The sequence below is a fragment of the Hyalangium minutum genome, from assembly GCF_000737315.1.
Taxonomy (GTDB): domain Bacteria; phylum Myxococcota; class Myxococcia; order Myxococcales; family Myxococcaceae; genus Hyalangium; species Hyalangium minutum.
Genome location: NZ_JMCB01000006.1, coordinates 439,223 through 459,202, shown reverse-complemented (window position 1 = coordinate 459,202; position 19,980 = coordinate 439,223). Strand labels below are relative to the sequence as shown.

Below are 19,980 nucleotides of genomic sequence, written 5' to 3'. Positions count from 1 at the left end.
CCTACGCCAGCTCCACGCCGTGGCCTGCGGTGACATCCCCGATGCTCACCCGGGACTCCTGCTGGTGGTACCCGCCGCGGAACGGGTGCTTGGCGATGAAGAGGGGCGTATCGAGGTCCGCGTAGTGGAAGCCGCCGAGGCCCGCCGCGAGGTGGGCTGACAGGCTCATGGCCAGCGTGCTCTCCACCATGCCGCCGATCATCAGCGCCATGCCCGAGGCACGGGCCAGGTGCCACATCATGAGAGACTCCACGACGCCGCACTTCATGGTCTTGATGTTGATGCCGCTGGCGGCGCGCTCGCGGATGAGCCGCAGTACGTCCTGGGCGGAGCGGGCGGACTCGTCGGCGCAGATGGGCATGCGGGAGCTGCGGGTGAGCTCGGCCATGCCGGTGATGTCATCGGCGGAGACGGGCTGCTCGAACAGCGCGAGCGGCACATTGGCCCGCTCCAGGCCGGCGAGGAAGGCGCGGGCCTGAGGCACGGTGTAGCCGCCGTTGGCATCGGCGAACAGCCGCGCTTGGGGCGCCACCTCATAGATGGCGATGAGCCGCTCCACGTCCTGCTCGGGGGGGAGGGCGCCGACCTTCACCTTCAGGGTGGTGATGCCCCGGGCGATGATGGCGCGGGCGGAGGAGATGGCGTGCGCGCGGTCCCCGGCCGTCACCGTCATGTCGATGTCCAGCTCCGTACCGGAGCCACCGAAGAAGACCCACAGCGGGACGCGGTGGTGCCGCGTCAACGCATCCAGGAGGGCAGTCTCCAATCCGCAGCGGGCCGAGGGCTCATGGGGCAGCGCCTCGGTGAGGGACACAGACAGCGGGCGCCAGGCGCGGACGTCCTGACCGATGAGCCGCTCGCGCATGGACTGGATGGCAGCGAGCGTCCGGGCCTGGGTCTCTCCACTGACGGCAGTGAAGGGCGCGGCCTCGCCCAGGCCGGTGGTGCCATCGGCCAGCGTGAGGCGCACGAGCACGTTGTGCGCCACGTGCTGCGCCCCGGTAGCGATGGCGAAGGGCTCGGTGAGGGGAAGATCCAACGGCTCAGCGGTCAGCGCGGTGATGGCAGTGGGGAGCATGAGGGCAGAGGTGAAAGACGGATGCACCCTAGCCCCCTCGCCGAGCGAACTGAAAGGCGGAAACCGGCCCGCATTGCGGGGGCTCGTGGACGGCACGCCGCGTGCTTCCTTCTGAAGTGGCTGCATTCCACAGCCCATCTCCCCTCTGAGAGGCCGCCACCATGAATGACTCTTTGCCACCCTCACCCTCGCAGAATGCAACGCCCGCCCCGGTGCGCGCCCGAAACCTCGCCCTCGTTGCTTTGGGAGTATTGACGGTGGGAGGGCTGGTGGCCGGAGCCGTGTGGTGGAGTCAGCCCGGCTCCAGCCCTGCTGCACTTTCCCCTCCAGTCATGGCCCCGCCCCCCGTGGCTGCGGTGCCGCAGGCTCCGGTGGCGCCGATCCACACCCGTCCTCCTCTGGAGCTGCTCGAGTCCTTGTCCTCGGATCCCGAATACGCGCGGTGGCTGCAAGCGAGCGGGCTCGTCGACCGCATCGCCGCCGCGGTGGCCGCTGTCTCCGAGGGCCACAGCCCTCGCGAGCCGCTCTCCTTCCTGGCGCCGCAGGGCAGCTTCAAGGTGGAGGAGCGCAAGACAGGGACCTTCATCTCCGCCGCGAGCTACGCGCGCTACGACACCGTGGCCCGCGTGGTGAGCTCGCTGGATGTGGAGGCGACGGGCCGAGCCTATTCAGCCCTGCGTCCGGCGCTCTCCGCGGCCTACGCGATCCTGGCGCCCCCAGGAGCACGCTTTGATCAGGCGCTCCAGCGCTCCATTCAGACCCTGCTCGAGGTGCCCGTGGTGCGCGGTGACACGGAGGTGGTGCCACGCGGCGCGGTGTGGGCCTACAAGGACACGTCGCTTGAGGCGCTCACTCCGGCCCAGAAGCATCTGCTGCGCATGGGGCCCAAGAACGTCGCGCGAGTGCAGGAGAAGCTGCGAGCGCTGTCCGATGCGCTCGACCTGAAGCTGGCCCGGCGTTGAGCGGTTAGTGCCGCCGCCGCTCCAGCTCGCGCTGGAGCGACTCCTCCAGGCTGCGCAGGACCTCTTCGGCATCGATGGACTCCTCGTGGGAGTCCCAGTCCAGCAGCGGATCGGCAATCGCCATGCGCTGGGTGAGCGAGCGCAGCCGCGTCAGCGCCCGCTCCATCGTCACGAGCAGGGCGGCGTTCTCCGGCGCGCGCTGCTGCAGCAGGCTCACGCCCACCCCCAGGGACTGGAGCGGCGTGTTGGCTGCATCCCGCATCGCCAGGAACAGCCGCGCCACCCGCTCCAGGGACTCGGCCTCGGCGCGCGCCCGCTGCAGCCGTTGCTCGATGCGCTGTGTCCGCACCCGGAACACCAGCAGCCCGCACGCCGTGCCGCCCCACACCAGGGTGATCCACGGCTCCCACGGCATGTCCAGCCGCTCGGCCAGCGCCAGGCCGTACCAGAGCAGCACCCCCTCCAGCGCGAACGCCCCAATCAGGCCAATGCCCAGCATCAGCCCCGTGGGTGCCAGCAGGCCAATGCCCAGCATCAGCAGCCGGTGGCCCGTCAGCGGCATCCACGGGTGCCCCAGCGCCGCCATGGCCACCTCCGCCACGGCGAAGATGAGGAGGTACGGCAGCGCCACCGCGGTGAACACCCCGGCGCCCAGCTCCGGGGAGGCCGTCCCACGCCGGGCCACCAGCAGCGCCAGCAGCCCCGCCGCTTCCAGCGCGTGCAGGGCCCGGAGCACCGGCAGCGTCAGGTCGTCCGGGTGCACCCGCAAGTCGATGAAGAGGTAGGCCACCTCGCCCAGCAGCGTCATCGCGGTGGCGAACAACGCGCCCCACCACGCTCGGGCGCGCTGTTCATCCGTCACCTGGAGCCGGGCCGGGCTAGGTGCCACGCGAGCCATCGCCCTTCCCCACCAGTGCCATGAGTACCTTCGCGTCGATGGGCTTGGACAGCACCTGCGCCTGGGTCAGCGCGTGCGCCTGGCGCACCAAGGGATGGGAGCGGGCATGGCCCGTCAGGAAGACGATACGCCCCCCAAAGCCGTTCTCCCGCAGCCAATGATAGGCGTCCAAGCCGCTGGCAGCCTGTGCGCCCAGGTTCACATCCAGCAGGGCCAGCTCGCACCCCAGCACCTGCTCCTTCTGGCGGACCATGGCCTCCACGGACCCGGCGCTCACGCACGCCGCCGCGCCCGAGGCGACCAGCAGCTCGCACAGCAGCGTCCTCAGGTCGTTGTCGTCCTCGAGCACCAACACCCGTTCCACGTCCACCCCCCGTCGAGAGCCCGCGAGGACAGGCTCGATCTCCACCACGCCACGCCGCAAGCCACGGCGCTTCCTCACCGCTGCCTATCGTACAGGCCCCATCCCCGGGCGGCCCCTCTCTTTCCCAAGGGCGTGCCTACATTGTGCTACATGGTCCGAGCCTGGGAGGCGACACTCCGGGAAGTTTTCGCGGCTGATCGCGAGCAACTTCCCGCGGACTGGTGCGACAATGGATTCGAGGATCACCCGCCCATGCCTTCAGAGATGGGCCGAACCAGATTGAGGAGTAGTGTCATGCGCGTCAACGGCTCAGGAGGGCCTTTAAGAAGTCCCCAGCAGGCAGAAACAGCAACAACCAAGCCTGCAACCGCCAAGGAAGCACCGGCCACCACGGCCCGGAGCTCCGAGGCACCGACGCGGCAGACCTCAGTCTCGGGTGATGGATTCGAAGCCTCGCGCGCGGGTGGCGCTGGCCGGGCCGCAGGCCCTGCGGCCGGACGCTCGCTGCCCACCGAGGTGCGCACGCCCAGCGCCGACTACTTCCGGCAGCGCGCGGACGACTTCGCGCGGCGCAACCCGGACGCGGTGGCGCCGGAGCTGTACCAGGGCCAGGGCCAGCGCTCGCTGGAGAAGCTCAGCAGCCTGGGCGCCAAGGATTTGCAGCCCGCGGGGCTGGCGTGGCGTGACCGCGCGGTGAAGGGGCTGCAGGACGCCGTGGAGCAGAAGCGCGCTGCGGACCCGGCGGGCTTCGCTCAGCTGGAGCGCGACCCCGAGGCCTTCAAGAAGTTCACCTCCGAGGCGCTCTCGCAGGCGTGCGTGCAAGCGGGCGTGCTGAACCTCTCCGCGCAGGATCAGGTGAAGCTGGCCGCCACGCCGGAGCTGAGGGACTTGCTCGGCAAGGAAGGCGTGAAGCAGATCGCCGCGAAGATCGGCAAGCTGAACCCGGACGACGTGGCGCGCCTGGGCGGCAAGACGGCGGAGACGCTGGGCCGCGCGGGCGAGGAGCTGCGCAAGACGCTCAAGCTGCCGAAGCTGGACCTGCCGCGGCTGCCGGTGCCGAGCCTGCGCGCCTCCTGAGCGTGAGCGCGGCCGGGGAGCCCCGGCCGCCTCGCCTCCCCTGAAGCCTACAGCTTCACTTCTTCCCGCTCCGGGTGGGTGATGTAGCCGGTGCCCGCCTGGACGAGCTTGGCCATCAGCTTGTCCGCGCCGTTGGAGCGGCTGAAGGCCATCTCGTTCTTGGTGACGCCCACCAGCGTGAGCAGCTGCACCTTGCCCGAGGGCAGGGTGAACTCAGCGGCACGCGACGGATCCTTCACGAAGACGAAGCCGTTGAGCTTCGACTCTCCGCCGGTGAGCGAGCCCTCCACCGGATAGCGGTGGCCCATCGCGAAGGCGCGCAGGCACACGAGGTTGTAGGCCATCATGTCCAGCAGCCGGAGCACCGGCCACTGCGCCTCCTCGGGCGTGTGGATGACCATCTCGTAGCCAATGCCGCTCGGGGCGTCCGGGGCCACCTCGGCGCCCGGGGCCACGGTGAACGGGTTGGACAGGCCGCTCGTCACGTAGGACCAGTACGGGAACTTCTCGCTGGGCGGAGCCACTCGCACGCCCATGGGGTCCCAGTTCGGATCCAGCTCCTGGACCTGGGCCAGGTCGGTCTCGAGCCACGCTTGCAGAGCACCTGTCTGCTCCAAGGTGTAGACGTCATCGCTGATGGCCCCGAAGAGCTTCGGGTACTCCACCTCGTCGCGATCGGCCCAGCAGTCCTCATACCATTGGACGAAGTCCTCTTCCGTCTCGGGCGCTTTCATATGAGGCGGACTCTAAAGGGCCTGACCGGTTTCACAACTTCGTAAATTCACCAAACGTCTCCTGGACGGGCCGGGGAGCGGCTAGCCAGCCAGGGGCCAGGGCTTGAGGCCCGCCAGCTTCTCTGCCTCGGCCACGGCGGGAGCCAGGTGGGCCTTCTCCCGGCGCAGGAAGTCGCGGATGGCGCGGTTCAGGTTCGGGTCGAAGATGAGGTGCGCGCTGTGCACGGCTGTGGGCTCGAAGCCGCGCGAAATCTTGTGCTCGCCACCCGCGCCGGGCTCGAACACCTGGCGGCCCGCCCGGATGCACTCATCCACCGAGTGGTACAGGCACACGTGGAAGTGGAGGAAGGGGTGCTCCTCGAAGCAGCCCCAGTAGCGCCCATAGAGCCGCTCGGGCGTGGCTACATTGAAGGCGCCGGCAATCACCTTCTTGCCGTGCGAGGCCTCCACCATCTGCATGGCCTCGGGCATGGTGCGGAACACGCGGGCGAAGAAGTCCGGGGTGAGCTGCACCTGGCCCCAGGCGAACTGCTCGCACGTGGCCGCGTAGAAGGCGTGGGCCCGCCGCGCGTGCTCTGCGGTGAGCTCCTCGCCTTGAAGGGTGCGCAGGGTGATGCCCTGCTCCTCGGCGGCGCCGCGCTCCCTGCGCAGCTGGTGCCGGCGCTTGGAGCTGAAGCGCGCCAGGTAGTCGTCGTACGTGCGGTAGCCCGGGTTCTTCCAGTGGAACTGCAGCGTCATCCGCCGCGCCATGCCGGACTGCTCCAGGAAGTCCGCCTCGTCCTCGGTGGGATAGAGCACATGGATGGAGGAGCAGTTCTCCTCGCGGGCGCTCTCGATGGCGGCCTCCACGAGCGCGTGGCGCGCCTCGCGGACGTTCTCGCCCGGGGCCACCAGGAAGCGCGGGGCGGTGGCGGGGGAGAGCGGCGCGCCGATGACGAGCTTCGGGTAGTACTCGACGCCCATGCGCGCGGCGGCCTGCGCCCAGGAGAAGTCGTAAATGTACTCTCCCATGCTGTGGTACTTCCGGTAGGCGGGCGAGGCGGCCACGAGCGTCTTGCCTCGCCAGAGCGTCAGGTGGTGAGGCGCCCAGCCGGTCTCCATGCGGGCGCTGCCGCTCTCCTCCATGGCCGTCAGCCAGTCATGCTTCACGAAGGGGGGCGCGGTAGGGCCCGCCAGGGTGTCCCACTGCGCGGCGGGAAGGTCCGTGATGGAGTCGAGCACCTTGACGCGAAGGGAGGGAGCAGTCACGGGCACAGTTCTAACGCGGTCCTCCGCCGTGCGCCGGGCCTCCAGCAGCCGAGGGGCCGGGCGCTGCTAGCTCCAGGACAGCTCGTACTCGCAGTCCAGCTGCCCGAGAGGCTTGGCGCGCACCTGCGCGTCCTTGGCGTGGACGGACTCCAGCAGCGCCTTGAGCACGCCCTCGTTGTAGAGCGGCAGCATGAAGTCGCGCTTCATCACCACGCGGGCGGCGTGGTCCCCCTGCATGGAGACGATGCGCTCGCCGTAGCTCACCGCGGAGCGGTACCCCGAGGCGAGGTTGCCGACCAGCCGCTTGGGGGAATCCCCTGACAGCAGCAGCAGCGTGCGGCCCGCCATGGAGCTGAGGAAGTCATGGGTGGCCTGGCCGCCCAGCCGCTGCTGGGTGAGCTCCGAGCCCCCGAGCTTGGGGCTGAGCACCCGGGTGGCGGCGAGCGCCAGCCGCAGGAAGTCGGCCACCGGGTAGCTGGCGAAGTCGGTGAAGCGCTTCTCGAAGCGCTTGTCGTTCAGTTGGGAGTGGCACTGCTTCAGGGCCGCATCCCCTCCCAGGGACACGACGGCGGACAGCACGCCGTTGAAGAACAAGCCGCGCGCTGTGTCCTCCGGGGTCGTCATTTGGATGCGCCGCTCGTAATCCGCCTCCACGCCTCCCGGAGGTGTTGGGATCACATTCGTGGAGGGCATGGCGGGAGAGGGCTCCTGTGACGAGGGATGCATTATTCCACGGAGAACGCGCCCAGGCGCAACTCCGTTGGGCGCGCGAGGAGGCGAATGCTTCGGGAACTGCCCTGGAGGGTAGTTGCGCCGGCGCTCCCGCTCGGAAACCCACCACGGTGTGACGCAGGCCGCACGGATCCTCATCCGTGGTGTTCTTGAGACGTGAATCAGGATTCATGAACATCCATGCCTGGTTGGGATTCGCGGGAAACCTCGAAAATGCGGAGGAGGCGCCATGTTGGAGACTCAGGCTTGGGTTCTTCATCGGGGGGAGCGGCAGCGCGGAGGGCCGCCCGTTCCGGCGGAGCTGGTCCACGAGTCCTTCGCCATTCCAGAGCTGGGCCCGGAGGAGGTGCTGGCAGCGCCCATCTATGGCTGTTGGGAGGGCAACATGGGGCACGCCCTCCAGCGCGTGCCCGTGGACATCTGCCGGCTGCGTCGCGAGGACAAAGTGGTCATCGGCAACGCGGGCGTGGTGCAGGTGCTGGAGACGGGCAGCGCCGTCACCCGTGTGCGGCCCGGAGACAGGTGCCTGGTGTTCTGCAACGCCGAGGCGGACGCGCACGGCTACACGGTCAAGGTGCTCGCGTATGACGCCAGCCGCACCATGGGCTTGCTGGCCCGGCGGACGCGGCTGCCCCAGCACGTGCTCATCCCTCTTCCGCCCCACAGCCGCCACTCGCTGAAGCAGTGGGCGGCGTTCTCGCTGCGGTACATCACCGCGTGGTCCAACTGGAGGCTCGCCTATGGCTGTTTCCGCCTCCAGGTCAGCGAGGCGGATTGTCCAAACCCCTTCGTGGTGGGCTGGGGCGGAGGCGTCTCCTATGCGCAGCTCCAGCTGGCCAAGTACGCCGGGTGCCGGGTGGCCATGGTCGCCTCGCTGGAGGAGCGGCTGAAGCACCTGGAGTCCGTGGGAATCATCCCCATCGATCGGCGGGAGTTTCCGGACCTCATGCTGGACACGGCCCGCTTCGAGGCGGACGCCGCGTACCGGCAGCGCTACACGCAGTCGGAGAAGCAGTTCCTCACGCGAGTCCGTGAGGCCGGGCGGAGCCAGGATGTCTCCATCTTCCTGGACCACATCGGCGCGCCGCTGTTGCAGGCCTCGCTCAAGGCGCTGGGGCGGCAGGGAGTGATTACCTCGGCCGGGTGGAAGCTGGGGGCGGAGCTCATCAACGTCTCGCGCTCCACCGAGTGCACGCTGCGCCACCAGCACATCAACACCCACTACGCGCGCTACGCGGATGCCGTCGCGGCGGTGGGCTTTGCCGAGGAGGCCGGGTGGATGCCCCCCATCCTTGGAGAGCGCGTCTACGCCTGGGAGGAGGTGCCCCAACTGGCGCGGGACTTCGAGCAGGGCCGCGTCGCCTCCTACTTCCCCCTCTTCCAGGTCAACCCCGAGCCGTGAGCCCGCAGGGCCCTGAGGACCTATGACGGACAGCGCGACCGCTTCGCTGAGCACCGCTCGGCAGAAGTTCAAACATCAGTCCCAGGCCTTCGGCTTCACGCGGGTGCTCCTCGTGGACTTCATCACGATGAGCTTCTCGCTGACACCTGGGCTGGCGGCGTGGGCCGCCTTCGTGAGCTACCTGCGGTGGAGCTGGGATCGGCTCGGCTTCGTGCTGTGGGCCATGTTGGCGCCCGCGGTGCTGGCCGGAGCGTTCCTGGCGGCGTGCTGGATCATCCGCCTGTGCATCCCTCGCATGCGGCCGGGCACGTACAAGATGGAGATGTCCCGGGACTACCTCGCCTGGTACATGACGCTGTGCTTGGGGCATGCCGTGCGCATTGCCGGGCTCCAGCCGTTCTTCTTCACCTTCTACCTGACCAAGTACCTCTACTGGCGGGCCATGGGCGCGCGCATCGCCTACGGGGTGAACTCGTCCATCTTCGCGCTGCTGGCGGACTACCCGCTGCTGCGCATCGGTAAGGGCTGCACGATGGGCGCCAACGTCTTCGTCCTCGGACACATGTTCCTCGGGGACAAGGTGATGCTGGGGACCGTGGACATTGGCGACAACGTCTTCCTGGGCACCGGCACCCTGGTCGGTCCCCGGACGACGATCGGCTCGCGGAGCTGGATTGGCATGCACAACCGGCTCATGAAGGACACCCTGCCCGAGGACTCGCGGCTCGAGAACTTCGAGTGGGAGCACTTCAACCCGGCTCGGAAGCAGGAGGCCCCGCCCCCCGAGCCCCGTCCCGAGCCTCGTCCCGAGGAGCGTGCGCCGTGATCGTTCTCGAGCCACGCCTGGGCGTGAAGGTGCTGGGGCATGGACGCTCCTGGCCCGGAGAGCGGCCCGTGTCCAACGCCGAGCTGCTCGCTTTGGATCCCGAGCAGCAGGGGCGGTCCCCCGAGGCGCTGGAGGCCCTCGGCCGGAAGCTGGCGTCGCGGCTGGGCTTCAGCCAGCGGTACCTCGCGCGGATGCCTCGCTTTGATGGAGCGGCCCCTCCGCCGAGCGAGGAGACCAGTGAGCTGCTGTCGCTGAAGGCTGTGCGGCAGGCGCTCGGGGTGAGTGGTGGCTCCGAGGTGCAGGCCTTCATCCATGGCACGACGACCACGAGCCGCTACACGGGCTCGCAGGCTGCGGCCATCCTGGGACGGTTGGACAGCCATGCTTCTGCTTGGGAGCTGAAGGCGGGCTGCTCCACCTCGCTGGCCAGCCTGCATCTGGCGGTGGCGCTGCTGGGCAGCGGCTACCGCAACGTGATGGTGAGCTGCGCGGAGACGCTCTCCAAGGTGATGAACCCGGAGCTCAAGGAGACCTGGTTCATCCTCGCGGACGGAGGCGCGGCGCTGTGGCTGCGGCGAGAGGATGCCTCGCCCGACTTCGAGATCCGCCAGTGCCTCTACGCCACCGACGGCATGCTGGTGGACCTGTACACCACGCCGGGGAAGCTGCCTCCGGACAGGGAGACGCTGGCGCAGGGCGGCTACTTCATGGCGGGGGATGGCACGCGGCTCCGGGAGGAGGCCCTGCGGCGCTACAAGGAGATGCTGCGGGCGCTGTTCCCCGAGGGGCGCGGCCTGGAGCGCATCCGCTGGGTGGTGGCCCACCAGATCAACCGGAAGCTCATCGAGCAGGTCTGCCAGGAGAGCGGTCTGACGGGGCGCCTCGTCTGGAGCGCGGACCGCTTCGGCAACATCGGCGGCGCTTCCGTCCTGTTCTCGCTGTCCGAGGCGCTGGAGCAGGGCCTGTTCGAGCCTGGAGACGAGGTGCTGCTGATGAGCGTGGGCGGCGGCCTGTCCTACGCCATGCAGCACTGGGTGAAGTGCTGAGCCACGGCCGGAGACTGGGATGACGGAAAGGGTGGAGCAAGCGATGGAACTGTTCGAGCGGATCAGCAAGGCGCTGCGCGCTGCGGGCATGGCGGAGCTGCCGACCAGCCCGTCCGAGGAGCTGTCCTTGTATGGGATGGACAGCCTGATGATGGTGCTCTCCGTGGCGGCTTTGGAGAAGGAGTTCTCGCTGCGCATCTCCGGCCACGAGTTCTCCGAGGAGTACTTCCGGGACCTCGATGCGCTGGCAGGCTGGATGCGGAGGCTGGGCGCGTCATGAGGGTACTCGTCACGGGCGGCGGCTCGGACATTGGCCGCTCCATCGTGCGCCGCCGGCTCTCGCTGGGTGATGAGGTGTTCGTTACGGCCTCCTCCGAGGAGTCTCTTGCCGAGACGTTGGCCCGGTACAAGGCGGAGGGGCTGGAGCCTCGTGGCCTGGTGCTGGACCTGTCTGCTCCGGCTGTGAGCGAGCCGGCCCTGGCCCCGGTGCTCGCGGGAGGGCTCCAGGGGCTCGTGCTGAACGCGTGGACGCGGCGGCCACCGCTGCACCGCTTCCACGAGCTGCCTCAAGAGGCGCTCGAGGCGGACGTCCAGGCCAACTTGATGGGGAACCTCTGGCTGCTGCGCCGCGTGCTGCCGTCCATGGTGGAGGCTCGGTACGGGCGCATCGTCTTCATCTCCAGCGTCTCGACGGTCAACGGGACTGGGCGCTACGGCGCCTACGTGCTGTGCAAGTCCGCGCTGGAGGGGTTGGTGCGCAACCTCGCGGTGGACTACGGCGCGCTCAACATCCTGTCCAACACCGTCCGGCTGGGCATCTACAAGACGACGCGGACGAAGAAGTACTGGTCCCGGCCGAACTACGTGGAGCGGATGGGCGGAGTCATCCCCCAAGGCACGCTGGGCGAGCCCGAGCACGTGGGCGAGGTGCTCGATCCCCTGCTATCCGCGCACCAGTACATCAATGGAGCAGTGCTCGACGTCACAGGTGGTCTGCCGATGTTCCGGATGGAAGGAGTGTTGCGTCCATGAGCTTCATGAGACCTGCGGAGCCGGTGTACCTGCTCGGGCCCAAGGCCTGGCTTCCCGAGCGCGTCGTTACCAACCAGGACGTGCTCGACTGGATGGGCACGCGCGCGCGTCCTAGCTGGATCACTCACCGCACCGGCGTCGAGCAACGGCACTGGGTCGAGGACAGCCAGGCCTGCAGCGACATCGCCGCGGCCGCAGCCACGCGCCTGCTGGAGGACTACCGCATCGACCGGAAGCGCATCACCCAGCTGCTGCTGGCCACCGTCTCCGGCGACTTCCCCACGCCTCCCAGCTCTCCGTTGATTCTCCCCAAGCTCGGGCTGGATGGAGTGGGCGTGCTCGACTTGAGCGCCGCCTGTGCGGGCTTCACCAGTGCGGTGCATGTCGCGGCGGGGCTCGCGCAGGCTTCGGACACGGATCAACTTGTCATCGCTGCGGACATCCGCTCCAAGTTTCTGAACAAGGAGGATCTGGCGACCACCGCGCTGTTTGGAGACGGTGCCGCGAGCTGTCTGGTCTCTCGGAACCGCGAGCAGGCGGACTTCCAGCTCATCGCGAGCGAGCTGGCAGCGGATGCCTCCATGGCGGACATCATCGCCATCCGCGCGGGCGGTTCCCGGCTGCCCCACCACCAGAACACCGACCCGGCGAAGGTGTTCCTCAAGATGGAGCACGGGGCCACGCTGTTCATGAAGGGCGTGGACAACATGTCCACTGCGGCGGCCAGGCTCCTGCGCCGCCTGGAGCTGACGCTGGCCGACGTGGACTGGTTCGTGCCCCACCAGGCCAACCTGCACCTCATCCGGACCATGACGGACAAGCTGGGCGCGGACCGGGCCAAGGTGGTGGAGACCGTGCAGTTCACCGGCAACACCTCGGGGGCCAGCGTGGGCATCGCGCTGGCGCACCTCAAGGAGAAGCTGCCGCTCCAGCCTGGGCAGCGCATCCTGCTCATCTCGGCCGGGGCGGGGGGGGCCTCGGCTTGCGCGCTCCTCCGAAGCCTGTAGCTCAGTCGATGCGGTGCTCGGGCCGCACGCACTCCGCGAGCCGGTGGCGCTGCAGCTTCCCGTTCGCCGTCCTGGGAAGCTGGCTCACCCGGTAGAAGTCGGCCGGGACCTTGTGCACGGACAGGCGCTCACGCAGCGCCTGGCGCAGCTCGCGCTTGGGAGGGCAGGGTGCTCCCGAGCGGAACTGCAGGAAGGCCGTGAGGGTGGTCCCGTACAGCGGGTCCTCCCGTCCCCACACGGCGGCCTCCTCGACGCCCGGGAGTTCGCGCAGGGCCGCCTCGATCTCGAAGGGACTCAGGCGCTCGCCGCCCACCTTGAGCAGCTCGTCGTTGCGCCCCAGGATTGTCACCAGTCCATCGGGACTCAGCTCCGCCACGTCCCCGGTATGGAGCCAGCCGTCCTGGACCTTCTCGCGCGTGGCCTCGGAAGCACCGAGGTAGCCCAGCATCACTTGATCCCCGCGCACGCACAGCTCTCCCTGGGCGGTGAGCTTCACGGAGAGATTGCCCACGGGAAAGCCCGTGGCGCTGCTCAAGAAGGCCGGGTGGTCGCTGCGCAGGCAGAGGACTCGCGGGGACAGCTCCGTCTGGCCGTAGTTCGTGTAGATGCGGCTCGAAGGGAACGCCTGGAGCAGGCGCTGACGCAGGGGCAGGGGCATCGCCGCGCCCGCTGAGACCACGTGGGTGACACCCTTTCCCAGCGTGGACCCGGACCCGAGCAGGCGCAGCAGCGCTTCATAGTGTGAGGGCACGCCGCTGATCATGCCGATGGGCCGTGCCTCTTCGAGCCGGGCCTTGAGTTCCACGAGGTTGCCGAGTAGCTCCGTGTGCAGGCCTATCGCCAGCGCGGGCAGGAGCTGGCCCAGCAGCCCAAAGGAGTATGAGAGCGGGAGGAACAGGGTCTGCGTGCGCGCCGTGGAGAAGTCCAAGGACTTCAGGACGGCAGCGACATTCGCCTCGATGTTCCAGCGAGAGAGCTGCACGGCACGAGGAGCCCCCGTGCTGCCCGACGTGAACAGCACCAGTGAGGTGTCCGGGTGGTGCTGAGGCGAGGATGACGCGCTCTGCCAGCTGGCGCCCAGGTCCTCATCCAGCTCGAAGCAGCACCCGAGCGTCCGCCGGCGCATCTCCGCCTCCGAGGGGGTCCACTCAGGAGCGAAGACCGCCTGAGGGAGGCCCGCCTCGTACAAGGCGAGGAAGTTGGCGATGAACTTCCAGCTTCGGTTCGCCCGGAGGATGGCGATCCCTGGTGGCAGGCCCGATAGGCGCTGCTTGCGTGCCTCGACTTCGCGCCGCAGCTCGTGGAAGGAGAGGGCCTCGCCTCCCACGGTGAGGGCCGTCGTGGTGCCGGCCTGGGTGAAGGCGTACACGGAGCTCAAGAGTGCCTCCTCAGGAGCCGTGCGTACCTCGGTGGCTCCGAGGGGCAGCGTACAGAGGGGGGCTGTCGCGCCCTCGGGCCTAGGGCTTGGCCACGGGACTTGAACCCGTGTAGGAGGGGGGCCCTGAACCTGCGAGGGCGCACTCCTTCAATGGCCGGTACCTCTATCGCTAGAGAGCGCTGAGGGGTAAGCGGTGGGTTATTGAAGGTGCTATCCGCTCTCCTTCACCGTCCCCATGCCGCTCTTCGCATTTCCAGAGAGTCCGGAGCAGGACCCGGACCGCATCGTCATCGGCTACCACGGCACACGGGCCGAGCAGGCGCATCTCATCGTGGCCGAGCAGCAGATGCATCCGAGCCGTAATCCCTACGACTGGTTAGGCGACGGCATCTACTTCTGGGAGGAGTCGCAAAAGCGGGCCATTCAGTGGGCGTACGATCGGTTTCCCGGTGAGGCCATTGGCGTGGTGAAAGCCTCCATTCGGCTCGGCACGTGCGTGAACCTGCCAAGCCAGGACTTCGACTCGCTCCTTAAAGCGGCCTATGCGGAGATCGAGCGGGAGTACCAGGCGCGCGGAGAGCCCACCCCCACCAATCGTGGGAAGAGGCGTACTCTCGACTGCTTGGTCTTCAATCTGCTCTGCGATGGGCTTGATCGTCCGGTCGACACCCTGCGTGGAATCTATCTTGAGGGCAACTCGCTCTACCCCGAGTCCGGACACACCTCGCATTCGCATATTCATCTCTGTGTCCGCAATTCGGCGGCCATCATGCGCATCGAACTCGTCAGGACGGAACTGGCTCCCTCCCGCAACGGCCTCTAGAGAAGCGGAGAACCATGAATCCCTTTGCCCAACACCTCGCTCTCCTCGCCGACGACGCGCGCTTTCGTGCCCTGGCCTCCGACAGCTCCGGCACCCTCGCGCAGCTGAGCCTGTGGCTGCTCGAACTGCACCTGCCTACCGGCAGCGAGACGCGACTGCTCTACGGCTGGGTCGTCCCGTCACCCGGGGAGGTGACGGGCCATTGGGCCGCAACCAAACCCGACTGGAAGAAGCTGGAGCCTGGGAGCGCCACGGCTGGCGAGTACCGCATGGTTCGGCTCACACTCACGGCCCTTCCTCGGCATGTCAACGCGGTCCTCAAAGGCTTGGGGGAGGCTCGCACGCTCTCCGAGAGCTGTGCCGTGGCTGGCCTCTCGGCCCCCGAGTTCTTTGGAGAGCTCCGCTTGGGCGAGGATGCCGGAGCGGTCGCCCGCCGATATGCGCCGGGCCCCATCCGCTTTCTCTCGCCAAGTGTGACCGGGCCGTCGCGCGTCCGCACACGGCAACCGCTGACCAGCCCCTCCTCATCGAGTCCTGTCCGCAGTTGCGCGGTGACCGATGCGAGGAAGATCGAACTGTGGGTGAAGCAACGGGGCCCAGGCTCACCACCTCCGGGCGCTCGCCCGACTCGCGACACCCTCCCGGGTGCGGATGATCTCGCGCGCGGCTGCCTCGAGTACCTCGAGAGCGAAACGGGACTCGTCTTCACTGGAGCGGATGCCAAGCGTCTCGGCGACATCGAGTGGATATGCCCGAGTGCGACCGATGTCTTCGAGAACAAGTTCGTGACGGTCCGCACGCGGCGCGAACGTGACGAGGACGACGAAATCATTGCCAAGGCCGTGCAGGTCAGCGTGCACCCGGGTCCTCTCCCCACCGGCACGCGCCTCCTAGCGCGGTGTCGGCTCTACTATGGAGAGGAGGTCGCCCATGACGAGTGCCGGCATACGTCCGTCGGAGGGCCGCTGCTGGAGTTCCCCTGCACCAGTGAACTGACCCGAATCCTCGTGACCATCTGGTACCTCGACAAGAACGACAACGCACACATCTGGTTCGAAAGTGACAGCCCTCTCATCCGAGAGATGTCCATGGGGATGGGTGTCTCGGGCCTGAAAGGCCACCTGGAGACCCCATGGACCCAGTCCATGGAACGGGCGCACAAGCAAGTCAAAGAGCGCGCCGCGAAGGTGAGAGCCATCGACCAGGTCTCCTATCGAATCAGCTCCACTGGAAAGCGGTCCTCGCGCGAGCTGGCGGAGCAGGCCGCGAGTGCACTGGCCGCACGGCTCTTTCCGGAGCGCTCCGAAGCGCGTTTCTTTCCCAAAGGATGGGACAAGCAGGAGGGGCCCGGGCTTCTCGGGTTCGTTGAATGGTTCCGTGAGCTGACCGACGACGCGTCCGCCACTGCGTTCGTCATCGTGGACCCTTTTTTCGATGACGTCGGCATCTACGAGTTCCTCGGACGGGCACGGGGTACGCAGGCGGAGTATGTCGTCCTGACAAATACACAGGTGCCGTCCAAGGACGATGAGAGCCCGAAGGGAGAGCCCAAGAAGAAGCCCAGACGCGAGCGCATCCCGGAGACATGCAAGAACCTCCTGGGAGTTCTGGCGCAGCTTCGACTCACCGTCCTCGATCTGCAGAGCAAGGGGAATAACCGGGACGAGCTTTTCCATGATCGCTATATCCTGGTCTACGGAGATGAAGCGCAGTTGGTGAAGGGGTTCGTACTCTCCAACTCGCTTCAGGGGGCCACCAGGAACGCACCTTTGCTCGTGGTCCCCATCCCGCCCGACACGCTCGAGTCCGTGGGAGAGTACATCGCAGCTCTTCGTGCTGCGGATCCTCAAGTGGTTCCCAACGCGCAGCTCGTCACCCTCTTCGCGTCGGGCGCGGAGCGCAAGGGGCGCCTGCAGCAGCCGGGCCCGAAGGGCGTTCCAGACGCGGCGCTGTTCTTCTCACGCTTGCTCGGTGACCCCGCGCTTGAAGGTCTCGATGAGATGAGGCTCCGGACCTCGCTCGAAGCGGCTCACCTCCTGGTGAATGGCCGCTATGAGCCATCACCCGCCGCACTCCAGGTCCTGGACCCATTCATTGAGCAGATGATCACGGCCGACGAAGCGACCTTCCTGAGGCTCTGGATGGCCCTTTCTTCCTGGAGGGCGGAGCTGCAGGGGGAAAGGCGCGCGTTCGAGGAGGAACTCGCGCGGCGCATGCCACGCCTGGCTTCACGGCTTGAGCAACTGCTCGCGAGCGCTCCGTGGCGCGACGCCCCATTCGGGACGAAAGGCGTAGCGCTAGACCCGGGAGCCATTGGCCTCGGCCACCTCTTCTTTCGCCCCTATGCCCAGGTGCTGGACGATGCGCAGTCCCTGGATTCGTATCGTTTCCGCTACTATGGGGAGCAGAACCGCTCGGTCCGCAGCGCAGTGAATGACCTGGCGGAGGTTGCCCCCGAGAGGTTGGTGGGTGTCGTCGAACAAGTGGCCGTCCGCCTCCCCCCGGAGGCCCAGAGACACAGCAATGACCCCGCCCATGTGGCGGCGATGCATGTCTTGCTTCCTGCCCTCGGGGCCATCGTGGACGCGCTTCATGATGATAATGGAGGAGCACTCACCTCTCGGATGTTCCGCTCCTCGATCCCCTTCATGCGCGCGCTCGCGACTGCTCGCGTGGCCCACGCCGCTACCGTTTCGGACGCCCTTCAGCAGCTTCAGCAACTGGAACTCACGGAGCGACTCGTTGCACTCGCCGAGATGACGAGCGAGCTGCGAGTGCAAGCCAACCGCAACGACTTCCAAGAGACGGAGGACGTGCGCACAGTGCGCATGCAGCTCTTCGATGCGCTCATCGCTCTTTGGCCTCCCTCTCCGGAGGGAGCCCAGCAACTCCCGCTCGTTTCCCGGCTCGGAGGCCCCGGTGAGGCCGGGTGGGCGCTGTCCACCACCCAAGAACTCCTCGCGCCCCTTGTCACCGCGGGAAAGCTGACATGGGATGACGTCCTGAAGCACTGGGGAACGCTTCTGGAGACCCGACTGAAGAGTCTCATCGGGACGGAGCCGCGCTCCTACATGTTCAACCAGCACGAGGACCCCGACCTGTCCGAGGCCGTCGCCTGGAGCTTGGTCCGCGCAACGAGAGAAGCACGAGAGGCGCAGCTCAAGGCCATACGCGCGGTCGTCGACAAGGCGCGGCGACAACTCGCCGTGCCATTCGCCCGTTCTCGAGACTACACACGTTGGTCAGGAGCCAGAGATGAACTCGAGTGGGTATGGGCGACCGCCGGGCTCATTCTTCTGGCGGGAAGCGCCGAACTTCCAGCGGCGGAGCTAGAACCTTGGCGGGAACTCCTGCAGCTCATCCAGCCTCTCCTGGAGAGGGCTCCGAAGGGACACACCGTAGCCCTGCAGGAGTTTCGAAACGAGGTGTCGGAACAATTGGGGCGTGCAACATCTCTTCCGTGACCCGCCCATACTGAGGCGGCCCACGGCGTCCTCGCGCGAGCGTGGACATGCTGGGGCCGCCGAACAACGCTTCCCTTCGCCTCAGGTGCGAGTGGGCTTCTGGCCGAGACGTTGCTCAGAAGGGGGCAGGCCGCTCGAATGAGAGCTGCTGCCCTGTCTTGGGGTGCCGGAACGAAAGGGCCTCCGCGTGCAGGTGCAGGCGACCCTCTTCGTGCCCGTAGAGCCGGTCTCCGACGATGGGCGCACCGAGGCCGAGCGGATGCGCCGCGTGCACGCGAAGTTGGTGGGTTCGGCCCGTGAGCGGGAAGAAGGCCACCCGGGTGCGGCCGCCGCGGCGCTCGAGGACCTGCCACTCGGTGACGGCGGCCTTGCCGTGCACGGGGTCGTAGATCTGCCGGGGCCGGTCCTCCAGGTCCACGCGCATGGGGAAGTCGATGGTGCCCCGCTCACCTCGGGCGTCCCCCGCAAGCCACGCCACGTAGCGCTTCTGGACCTCGCGGCCTGTGAACTGCCGCTGCAGGTCCACGTACGTCTCCGGGTCGAGCGCCGCGACGAGCAGCCCGGACGTGTCTAGATCCAGCCGGTGTACGAGGAGCGGCCCCATCGCGCGGGGATACCGGGCGCGCAGCCGTGCGAGCACGGAGTCCGTCACGGACGTGTCGCGTGCAGGCACCGAGAGCAGCCCCGCGGGCTTGTCGACCACCACCAGCCACGGATCCTCGAAGACGATGGACAGGTTATCTGCCACCACCGCTGGCGGTGCGAACGTCCGAGGAGGCGCGACTTCCAGGCCCTCCAGCATGAACGGGAGCAGCGGCCCACACTTGTCCTGGCATGCCGCATAGAACGCTCCGGCGATGCGTCCTCCCGCAGGTGGTGGCGCGCCCCACCAGAACTCGGCCAGGGCCAGCGGACGCAGCCCGTTCCGGAAGGCGTAGGCGAGCAGCTTGGGCCCCGCGCAGTCTCCAGCACCCGAGGGCGGCTCCCCAACGCCGTACAGGGCTCGCAAGGGCTGGTGCTCGCCTCGTGCGTTGGGCACCTCGTAGGTGTCGTGGATCCGCTTCATCAGCTCACGGCAGACCTTCTGCCGGAGGCGCTCCAGGGATCGCAGGCGCCGCTCCTGCTTCACCTTCTGGGGTAGCAGCGCCCGTCGCTCCTCTTCCTGTGCGGCGTCGGCCCGGCGCTTCTCCGCCTTGTCTCCCCGGCTCTCCTGGTCCAGCGCATGGAGGGCCTCGTGCCGCTCCGCCTCCGTGAGCGTGACAGATGCCTCCAGCTCCGCCCTCCGGACGTGGCGCCGCTTCCGGTTCGCGTCGTGCCGGGCTCGCAGCGCTGCCCGCTCCTCGGCGTGGCGTGCCTCCTGGGACGCGTACGCGGAGCGGACCGCTCGCAGCTCCTCCGAGGACTGGTGCGCCTCGAAGCGGGCGAGCAGTGCCTTCACCGTGGCCTCCCCCGCCGGTTCCACCTGCTCCCGGGCGGTGCGGTGGAAGAGGGGGGGGACGAAGCCCTCGACCTCCCACCGCCCCGCGAGCATGCCGGAGAAGGAGCGCAGGAAGCCCACGCGGCCGCCGGGCTCTCGCACCACCAGCACGCCGAACATCTTGCCGCCCTCGGGTCCATCGAGCAGCGCCGCCGGGAGCCCGGGGGCGATGAGGCCTCCTCGGAGTTCCGCCTGCATCACCTCCGCGGCGCGGCGGGCCAGCGCGGAGGGACCCAGCTCATCGAACGGGCTCGGAAAGGCCTCGGAGACGGAGCGAGGGTCCGGCTGTGGCTCGAAGAGGGTGGGGCGCGTCTCCACGTCTTTCCCGATACCACGAAATCACGGGAGGACAGGTTCGGCAGTCACGCACCTGGCTTGCCAGCTTGCCTGACTTCTTCCTGGCCCTGCGCCACCACTCCCTTGCGACGGCCG

At 67.9% G+C, this 19,980-nt stretch carries 18 protein-coding genes; 10 read left to right on the top strand and 8 right to left on the bottom strand.

Translation table 11 applies throughout. From position 1 onward, the window contains the following. Window position 1: 1 nt before the first annotated feature. The gene (locus tag DB31_RS17365) at window positions 2-1,078 is read right to left on the bottom strand and encodes an enolase C-terminal domain-like protein (RefSeq protein ID WP_044188903.1); all 1,077 of its coding nucleotides are present in this window, start codon (window positions 1,076-1,078) and stop codon (window positions 2-4) included. Window positions 1,079-1,410: 332 nt separating this feature from the next. Here DB31_RS17365 and DB31_RS17360 point away from each other — a divergent pair, with 332 nt between their 5' ends. Next, the gene (locus tag DB31_RS17360; RefSeq protein ID WP_052420037.1) at window positions 1,411-2,040 is read left to right on the top strand and encodes a DUF3014 domain-containing protein; all 630 of its coding nucleotides are present in this window, start codon (window positions 1,411-1,413) and stop codon (window positions 2,038-2,040) included. Between the two features lie 4 nt (window positions 2,041-2,044). Here DB31_RS17360 and DB31_RS17355 read toward each other — a convergent pair whose 3' ends face one another. Both DB31_RS17355 and DB31_RS17350 read right to left on the bottom strand, forming a co-directional pair. Continuing rightward, window positions 2,045-2,938 (bottom strand): ATP-binding protein, encoded by an 894-nt coding sequence (locus DB31_RS17355; protein ID WP_240486740.1) that lies wholly within the window; start codon window positions 2,936-2,938, stop codon window positions 2,045-2,047. Beyond that, a complete protein-coding gene (locus tag DB31_RS17350) occupies window positions 2,919-3,380 on the bottom strand; it encodes a response regulator (RefSeq protein WP_240486739.1) in 462 nt (153 codons plus the stop codon). The genes DB31_RS17355 and DB31_RS17350 overlap by 20 nt, the downstream gene beginning before the upstream one ends. 216 nt (window positions 3,381-3,596) lie before the next feature. On the opposite strand from DB31_RS17350, the gene DB31_RS17345 reads away from it, so the two are divergent. Further along, on the top strand, window positions 3,597-4,379 hold the full coding sequence (locus tag DB31_RS17345) for a hypothetical protein (protein WP_157232027.1): 783 nt from the start codon (window positions 3,597-3,599) through the stop codon (window positions 4,377-4,379). A 47-nt stretch (window positions 4,380-4,426) separates the two neighbouring features. On the opposite strand, the gene DB31_RS17340 is transcribed toward DB31_RS17345, so the two are convergent. The 3 genes from DB31_RS17340 to DB31_RS17330 all read right to left on the bottom strand — a co-directional run bounded on the left by DB31_RS17340 (window position 4,427) and on the right by DB31_RS17330 (window position 7,054). After that, on the bottom strand, window positions 4,427-5,113 hold the full coding sequence (locus DB31_RS17340) for a suppressor of fused domain protein (protein WP_044188895.1): 687 nt from the start codon (window positions 5,111-5,113) through the stop codon (window positions 4,427-4,429). Between the two features lie 81 nt (window positions 5,114-5,194). Next, on the bottom strand, window positions 5,195-6,361 hold the full coding sequence (locus tag DB31_RS17335) for a GNAT family N-acetyltransferase (RefSeq protein ID WP_157232026.1): 1,167 nt from the start codon (window positions 6,359-6,361) through the stop codon (window positions 5,195-5,197). 66 nt (window positions 6,362-6,427) lie between these two features. Next, complete coding sequence (locus tag DB31_RS17330; RefSeq protein WP_044188890.1) at window positions 6,428-7,054, bottom strand: DUF2378 family protein; 627 nt, start codon at window positions 7,052-7,054, stop codon at window positions 6,428-6,430. Between the two features lie 268 nt (window positions 7,055-7,322). On the opposite strand from DB31_RS17330, the gene DB31_RS17325 reads away from it, so the two are divergent. Genes DB31_RS17325 through DB31_RS17300 form a run of 6 tightly spaced genes read left to right on the top strand, consistent with a single transcriptional unit; the run spans window position 7,323 to window position 12,406 of the window. Then, window positions 7,323-8,495, top strand: coding sequence for a zinc-binding dehydrogenase (locus DB31_RS17325; protein WP_052420036.1), 1,173 nt, complete (start codon window positions 7,323-7,325; stop codon window positions 8,493-8,495). A 22-nt stretch (window positions 8,496-8,517) separates the two neighbouring features. Continuing rightward, window positions 8,518-9,321 carry a hypothetical protein gene (locus DB31_RS17320; RefSeq protein WP_044188888.1) on the top strand — a complete coding sequence of 268 codons (804 nt, stop codon included), beginning with the start codon at window positions 8,518-8,520 and terminating at the stop codon, window positions 9,319-9,321. Beyond that, a complete protein-coding gene (locus DB31_RS17315) occupies window positions 9,318-10,367 on the top strand; it encodes a 3-oxoacyl-ACP synthase III family protein (protein WP_052420035.1) in 1,050 nt (349 codons plus the stop codon). Before DB31_RS17320 ends, DB31_RS17315 begins: the two co-directional genes overlap by 4 nt. A 19-nt stretch (window positions 10,368-10,386) precedes the next feature. Further along, window positions 10,387-10,647: an acyl carrier protein gene (locus tag DB31_RS17310; RefSeq protein WP_083968397.1), complete on the top strand. Its 261-nt coding sequence runs from the start codon at window positions 10,387-10,389 to the stop codon at window positions 10,645-10,647. Further along, entirely contained in the window at window positions 10,644-11,399 is a 756-nt protein-coding gene (locus DB31_RS17305; RefSeq protein ID WP_044188882.1) for an SDR family NAD(P)-dependent oxidoreductase, read from the top strand. The genes DB31_RS17310 and DB31_RS17305 overlap by 4 nt, the downstream gene beginning before the upstream one ends. Next, window positions 11,396-12,406: a ketoacyl-ACP synthase III gene (locus DB31_RS17300; RefSeq protein ID WP_044188879.1), complete on the top strand. Its 1,011-nt coding sequence runs from the start codon at window positions 11,396-11,398 to the stop codon at window positions 12,404-12,406. Before DB31_RS17305 ends, DB31_RS17300 begins: the two co-directional genes overlap by 4 nt. A gap of 1 nt (window position 12,407) precedes the next feature. Here DB31_RS17300 and DB31_RS17295 read toward each other — a convergent pair whose 3' ends face one another. After that, the gene (locus DB31_RS17295; protein WP_044189970.1) at window positions 12,408-13,775 is read right to left on the bottom strand and encodes a class I adenylate-forming enzyme family protein; all 1,368 of its coding nucleotides are present in this window, start codon (window positions 13,773-13,775) and stop codon (window positions 12,408-12,410) included. 244 nt (window positions 13,776-14,019) lie between these two features. Between DB31_RS17295 and DB31_RS17290 the strand changes: the two genes are divergently transcribed. Together DB31_RS17290 and DB31_RS17285 are read left to right on the top strand one after the other, a co-directional pair. Further along, window positions 14,020-14,607, top strand: a complete 588-nt coding sequence (locus DB31_RS17290) for a hypothetical protein (protein ID WP_044188877.1) — start codon at window positions 14,020-14,022, stop codon at window positions 14,605-14,607. A gap of 14 nt (window positions 14,608-14,621) precedes the next feature. Next, entirely contained in the window at window positions 14,622-18,071 is a 3,450-nt protein-coding gene (locus DB31_RS17285; protein WP_044188875.1) for a VPA1262 family protein, read from the top strand. A 115-nt stretch (window positions 18,072-18,186) separates the two neighbouring features. On the opposite strand, the gene DB31_RS17280 is transcribed toward DB31_RS17285, so the two are convergent. After that, window positions 18,187-19,866, bottom strand: coding sequence for an RluA family pseudouridine synthase (locus DB31_RS17280; RefSeq protein ID WP_044188872.1), 1,680 nt, complete (start codon window positions 19,864-19,866; stop codon window positions 18,187-18,189). Window positions 19,867-19,980: the final 114 nt, after the last annotated feature.